The sequence below is a fragment of the Paenibacillus solanacearum genome (assembly GCF_910593845.1).
Taxonomy (GTDB): Bacteria; Bacillota; Bacilli; order Paenibacillales; family NBRC-103111; genus Paenibacillus_G; species Paenibacillus_G solanacearum.
This window is the reverse complement of the sequence record NZ_CAJVAS010000088.1, coordinates 1-5,907: the sequence shown is the minus strand read 5'-3', so window position 1 is coordinate 5,907 and position 5,907 is coordinate 1. Positions and strand designations below refer to the sequence as shown.

The 5,907-nt window shown below is 43.2% G+C and carries 7 protein-coding genes; 3 read left to right on the top strand and 4 right to left on the bottom strand.

All coding sequences use genetic code 11. The features are described 5' to 3' along the window. Positions 1 to 134: 134 nt before the first annotated feature. Positions 135 to 1,352 (top strand): AAA family ATPase, encoded by a 1,218-nt coding sequence (locus KXG62_RS33550; RefSeq protein WP_246627765.1) that lies wholly within the window; start codon positions 135 to 137, stop codon positions 1,350 to 1,352. An 18-nt stretch (positions 1,353 to 1,370) separates the two neighbouring features. Then, positions 1,371 to 2,099: a DUF6602 domain-containing protein gene (locus KXG62_RS33545; protein WP_218096350.1), complete on the top strand. Its 729-nt coding sequence runs from the start codon at positions 1,371 to 1,373 to the stop codon at positions 2,097 to 2,099. Between the two features lie 952 nt (positions 2,100 to 3,051). On the opposite strand, the gene KXG62_RS33540 is transcribed toward KXG62_RS33545, so the two are convergent. Both KXG62_RS33540 and KXG62_RS33535 read right to left on the bottom strand, forming a co-directional pair. Continuing rightward, entirely contained in the window at positions 3,052 to 3,528 is a 477-nt protein-coding gene (locus KXG62_RS33540; protein WP_218096349.1) for a GyrI-like domain-containing protein, read from the bottom strand. A gap of 22 nt (positions 3,529 to 3,550) precedes the next feature. After that, a complete protein-coding gene (locus KXG62_RS33535; protein ID WP_218096348.1) occupies positions 3,551 to 4,030 on the bottom strand; it encodes a GyrI-like domain-containing protein in 480 nt (159 codons plus the stop codon). Between the two features lie 149 nt (positions 4,031 to 4,179). Here KXG62_RS33535 and KXG62_RS33530 point away from each other — a divergent pair, with 149 nt between their 5' ends. After that, positions 4,180 to 5,163 (top strand): helix-turn-helix transcriptional regulator, encoded by a 984-nt coding sequence (locus KXG62_RS33530; RefSeq protein WP_246627764.1) that lies wholly within the window; start codon positions 4,180 to 4,182, stop codon positions 5,161 to 5,163. 97 nt (positions 5,164 to 5,260) lie between these two features. Here the strand turns inward: KXG62_RS33530 and KXG62_RS33525 are convergent, their stop codons facing one another. Then, the gene (locus KXG62_RS33525) at positions 5,261 to 5,422 is read right to left on the bottom strand and encodes a hypothetical protein (RefSeq protein ID WP_218096347.1); all 162 of its coding nucleotides are present in this window, start codon (positions 5,420 to 5,422) and stop codon (positions 5,261 to 5,263) included. Beyond that, complete coding sequence (locus KXG62_RS34320; protein WP_246627763.1) at positions 5,419 to 5,652, bottom strand: hypothetical protein; 234 nt, start codon at positions 5,650 to 5,652, stop codon at positions 5,419 to 5,421. Before KXG62_RS34320 ends, KXG62_RS33525 begins: the two co-directional genes overlap by 4 nt. Positions 5,653 to 5,907: the final 255 nt, after the last annotated feature.

Genomic DNA, 5,907 nt, shown 5'->3' with positions numbered 1-5,907 from the left:
CAGGATCGTGGTAGACTTTTTCATGGAGTCGTCACCTTTCGGTTTGTTTGTAGGGGTACAAACAGTTTACCGGGTTGACGGCTTTTTTTCTACCATTTTGTGGTTATTCAACAGACGTGATTCCGGAGGAAACTATGGAATACAACGATCGGTTTTGGGAGGATAACATGCGGATTAAGGCCATAGATGACTACTCGGTTAACTTAGGTGAACTAACTGTGAACTTGGATGATATATTGATGCAAGCGGAACAATCCCAAGGTGATGTTTTCGATTGTGCAATTTCCCTTATAAAACACCTTGTTGCAGATCGCTTTACGGGAACGGTAAGGGATTCGAAGACCGATTTGGAAATTAAAAGGGTATTAAAAGAATTCGTATCTCTGGGTCGTACAAGCCGGGAATTGACAATCAGTATTGAGCCATTGAAGGGTGGTACGTTAAACGTGAATTTCGACGCGAATGTGTTTGAAGAAGTCATACAACTACCTCAGACAGCAGTTCAACAGCGGTATCAACGGTTAGTAGGGCTTGATGAACTGAAGAATAAAATACGAAAAGAAGCATCCGTGTGGCTTGCACCCGAAGCGCTTGAAAAATGGAGTCACCGCCATCATTCCAAAGTCATTCATGCACTCTCCATTTTTCGTGATCGGTATCCGTTTTTTATCTTTGAAGGTGACGTAGGGACTGGAAAGACCGAATTTGCAGAAACTTTTGGGGATGATATTGCCCGTTCCATCCAAAAACAAGTTTTACTTGCAAGAGTGAGCATGAAAAGCAGAGGAAACGGGGTAGTTGGAGAAATGAGCAAGTTAATCTCAAAAGTATTTGCAGACGCATCTTCACTAGCCGAAAAATATAAAACTCCTGTCATATTGCTATTGGATGAGGCCGACTCATTAGCGCAGAGTCGCGAAGAAAATCAGATGCATCATGAGGATCGGGCAGGCGTTAACGCGCTTATTCAAGGAATAGATAAAGTGAGGAATTCTCAATATCCAGTGATGGTGGTGTTTTGTACGAATCGTGTTCAATCTTTAGATCCCGCCATTAAACGGCGGGCAGCTATGATTCATAACTTTGTAAGACCAAATGGGGTACAGCGAATCCATGTGTTCGAAAAGTATTTAAAAGATCTAGGTATTCAAGACAAGGAGATTGAGCATTTAGCTGAAATAACAGGAGACGTAGATGGTCGTAACTTCGGGTTCACGTATTCTGATTTAGTAACACGGCTTATACCGGAGGTGGTGTTATCTGCCTTTCCTGATCAAAAAGTTACTTTTAATATTGTAATGGACACGGTCGGTCGTATTCAAGCTACTCCTCCCTTTAGGGAATCTAAATAGAGAAAGAAGGGGCGCAACGTGAAAAAAATAAATCTTATGGAGATATTTTATAAATTGCAGCAGCAAATGATCTCGACATTGGAGGCTAGTCGAGTGATAATCGATCATCCAGGCGCGAAGGGTGATGCTTCTGAACTCAAGTGGATTGAATGGTTAGAAGCATATCTGCCTAAAAGATATAAGGTAGGGAAAGCATTTGTTGTGGATTCGAGCAATCAAATCAGCGATCAGTTGGACCTAGTAATCTATGATCAGCAATATACGCCTTTTGTTTACGTCGATAAAGGAACATCTTATATTCCAGCTGAAAGTGTGTATGCAATCTTTGAAGTGAAACAAAGTTTGAATACTGAAAATATTAAATACGCGGGAGAGAAGTTTGAAAGTGTACGTCGACTGAATCGAACTTCAGCAGAGATATATCATCTAGGAGGAAGGTCAAAAAAAGAGCATTTTCGTATCCTATCTGGGTTTATTTGCCTGAGCAGTGACTTTAGCCCGGCTTTCAGCGATACGAGTAAAAAACATATTCTAGCTTTGGAAAGCCATCAACACATGGACTTAGGATGTGTACTTCAAGAGGGATCTTTCTCAGTGAGTTATGATGGCAAGTCAAACATTGAATTCAGCTCACGTGAAGAAACCCTAATATTTTTCTTTTTTAGACTGGTGACCGAGTTGCAAAAACTTGGTACAGCACCTGCAATGGATATTGAGGAGTACGCAAAGGCACTCAATTCAATATAGTCAAGCAACGTTTCATGCAGTATTCCATGTTTGCTAAGGAGATTTTATGATAAAAGATCTTATTAAGAAGAAAATCGAAGGGTTCTCCATATTGCAGTTCGCCATTTTGCTTATAGTGATTGCTATGTTTATTTATTTTGCCAAATTGATTATGCCAGATGATTATAGATCATTCATAAATCATGTTAATTCATTGGCCTTTATGACAAGGGTACAACCATGGATGCAATATGTAAAGAGCTTATCATATTTCCTATATGTATTAAGTGGAATAATGTTTGTTATATTCTTTATAATTATAACAGTCTATGAATTTTATTGGACGAGATTTGGATATAACGGCGATGTTCATCATATAAGGCTCAAGGTGAAGGATAAGGCAATTAATTATTGGATGACAATAGCCTTTTGGTCAATTGCTTCGTTGTTTTATTTACACATTTTTGAAATAAAAATTAACTTATCGAGCTCAAACTGGTTATTAAAGCTCACGATGTTTTTCTCTATGCTATCATTAAGCATGGCTGGATTTATCATTTTTATTCAAATAATGAGTGTTATATTCTCAAGAAAGACAACCAGAGATTAATGTGGAATATCAGTCGAGATTAATAATTTTGCTTCACTTTGTAATGCATAAATTATTAAATTGTGGAATTTACTCCTTATCTTACAAAGGTGAAATTTTTGGGCGGCCGCGTCACAAAGTTTCGCCTTAGAGATGATACGGGGAACCGTATCATAAGTGACGGCGAATTTTTTCTCCCCAGTCGCAAGTTTCCATCACAAGATGGGGGGTTAATTGAATTTCAAGTACGGATACAGCAAGGGCCCAGATTCAATCAGTTTCGCTCGTATTACCAGAGGCGGTTTCTAAAGGTGTCTTAAAAAAAGCGAACTTAAAAAGGGCCATCCGCATGTGCTTCGGCGGTGGCCCTTTAGTCAAATCCTACTATTTTTTAACCACAGGAACCCAAAATTCGCCGTAGAAAGTGCCATCGCCGTTTTCTTTGCGATAAGTCGCATTGGGACCGCCGATGTAAGCATAGTCCGTGTTTTGTGACAAGACTTCGCCAAAAGCACGATAAGTCAACTGATCAAACAGAGTTTCCTTGTCGCCGGTTCCTGCGAGCACGATGTACTCGCTGTCTGGAAACTCGATGATGCGTGTTGCGTCAGCCACCGATTTGCTAGCTTCTACCGCGAAATAATTCCACGGTCTGCCTTGATAAACCTCGTTGACCGACCATTCGCGATCATCTTTTGCGGCCGATTTGAGCTTATCAAACCGCCCGTCAGCCTTGAGTCCTCCCCAAAACGCTGCTTTTTCCTTCTGCAAAGCTGGCGCGTCTTGGAAATTGGATTGAATTGAAAAACCATAAGCGGTCAATGTAAATGATTTCTTATGTTCAACTGTGTAATTTGTCATGGGAGTGCTCCTTTGGCTGAGATTAGCCTGCTATTTTTTTGGCACGAAGCCACATTTCGCCGTAGAATGTACCATTTTCAGCTGCTTTGACGCATGTTGAGTTACCAGGACCAACGTATTTGTAGTCTGTGATTTCTTGCAGCAAGCCACCGAACACTTTGCCTGTTATTTCGTCAGCAAGGCGGTCTTTGTCAGCGCCTGTGCCAGGCACCACGAGGTAGTCCCCAGCGAGGAAGTCAAGGACGGCCGCGCCTTCCACGTCGTATGCACCCATCACGCCGAAGCCGCGCCAAGCCTTGCCGTCGATGACGTAGTTGATTTGATATTCTTGCCCGTCAGCGAGCGCGAGAAGTTCGGCAAGCTTGCCGTTTTCAGTGATTTCAACTTTTTTCGCTGCCGTTTTTGCTGCATTGCCTGCCCAGTCGTTGTAGTCTTCAAGTAAAACACCGAAAGCCGTCATTTTGTAGTTTTCTGAAATGGTTTGGATGGAGTAGTTAGACATCTTGATCTCTCCTTAGCGATTTGTTTTTACAAGATTGATACTATTGCCTAAATGTATCAAAAAACGATACCTTTTATCGAGTATCAAAAAGTATTGCAAAAACAGAATCAAAATCAGTGGCGGTGCTACATTTCTGATACAATAAAATCATGAAAAAGACAGAACGAGTGAACCTGATCATGCGCTTCATCAATAACCGCGCGCATTTTACGATTGCAGAGATTCAGCGGGAGTTCAAGATTTCTCGCGCGACCGCGATCCGCGACATTAACGAGATTCAGGCGATGGGTTTTCCGCTGACGACCGAGCTTGGGCGCGGAGGCGGCTACAACGTCCTGCAAAATCAGTATCTGTCCGCCGTTCGTTTTACGCCAGAAGAGCTAAAAGCGATATTTATCAGCTTTATTGCCTCGAAAAATTCGCAGCTGCCTTATTTGCAAAATCGCCGCTCCATCACTGAAAAACTCATCGGCATCGCGTCGCAAACCCAGCACGACGAACTGATCGAGCTAAATAATATTTTGCTTTTTGAAAATACAAATCCTGCTAATCCGAATCTTTTGGAACTCGATGATGCGGCGCCTGCGGAGTTGAACCAGTTGATTTCGCTTGCCGCGCGGGATAAGCACTTGCGCTTGACGTATGAGCCGAGTCCTGGCTGGCCGCAGTTGATGGATATTTTTTTGATTCATATTTTTAACTCAAACGCTCGTTGGCTCGTCGAGGTTTATGATCTTGATACCGATGAGTTTCGTTATTTGCCTGTTGAGATGCTGCGGGATTCGGCCATTTCAGAGCAGAAGATGAGGCGGTCTGAGCAAGAGATTTTAAGCAAAAAACGGCTTGGCGCACGTGAGTCCAATCTGATTGTAAAGCTCGATACGACTGGGATTCAGCGCTTTAAGCGCTTGCACCCGCCGGGGATTATTTTGTCCTTTACAGGGATGTTCCAGTCGAGTGGGATTTTCAATGCTCAACTGGATGTGACCGACGTTGAGACGCTAGAGTATTATGCGGATTGGCTTTTGTTTTTGGGGAAGGGGGTCGAGTTTGAACGGATTCCTGATGAGCTGCGTTTGATTTTGGAAGAGCGGTTAAGGGGAAGTGCTGATACTTTATCAAAAACACGTTAAGCCAATAACCGGGCTACCACGTTCGCGAGCCCGAGTTGGCTTGGTGCCGCAGCAACCTCAAAAATTTTAGCGTTCACTCTATATAACATGCGAAATATCAGCGCGCTGCGGCGTTCTGATATTTCGCATTAAAGCCGATACGATGAACACTTTCACAAATAGTGGCAAGTTTTTCCCGAAAGGTGCTTAAGCGGATTAGGCTTTCTGGGTGGGATTCCGTTGCTAGCAGGAGATTGCGGCCATTCACGTTCAAGCTCATCCGGTTGCTTGCTCCCAAAAAGCGCCTAAATTAACCGTTACAACCTCGATAACCTCTTCGACCATCGACTCCAGCGTGCGGGCTTGAACTTCCCTGCTCCACTGTAGGGCCGATCCGAATAGGCCCCAACTGACCACAAGAGCCTGAGCTTCCAGTTTTTCTTGGGGGATGCTCTGTTTAGGCCCTGATTTTAGCCATTGGAGCAGGAGACGATACAATTCCTTTTGCATGGCGTTCTCCAGCAGCGGCTCAAATTGCTTGTCTCCAGGCGTGAGGTACTGTCGAAATCGTACTAGAAATTGAAAGACGGTCTGAACAAGGATGTGCAGATTGTCCGGACTGAAGGCAGCATCATCTGGCAGTCTTTTTTTACGTAAATGTATCTCTTAGCACCAAACCAGACTGCGGAGCGATACCACGAAGAGCTACAAAGAGATATCTTCTTGAATAGTGTCAATTTGAAAAATGGCAATAGGATGCCCGAG

Excerpts from the sequence above, each read along its gene's own strand:
- KXG62_RS33550 (WP_246627765.1), top strand. The coding sequence starts at position 135 with ATGGAATACAACGATCGGTTTTGGGAGGATAACATGCGGATTAAGGCC.
- KXG62_RS33540 (WP_218096349.1), bottom strand. The coding sequence starts at position 3,528 with ATGACAAATTACACAGTTGAACATAAGAAATCATTTACATTGACCGCT.
- KXG62_RS33535 (WP_218096348.1), bottom strand. The coding sequence starts at position 4,030 with ATGTCTAACTACTCCATCCAAACCATTTCAGAAAACTACAAAATGACG.
- KXG62_RS33530 (WP_246627764.1), top strand. The coding sequence starts at position 4,180 with ATGAAAAAGACAGAACGAGTGAACCTGATCATGCGCTTCATCAATAAC.
- KXG62_RS33525 (WP_218096347.1), bottom strand. The coding sequence starts at position 5,422 with ATGAGCTTGAACGTGAATGGCCGCAATCTCCTGCTAGCAACGGAATCC.
- KXG62_RS34320 (WP_246627763.1), bottom strand. The coding sequence starts at position 5,652 with ATGCAAAAGGAATTGTATCGTCTCCTGCTCCAATGGCTAAAATCAGGG.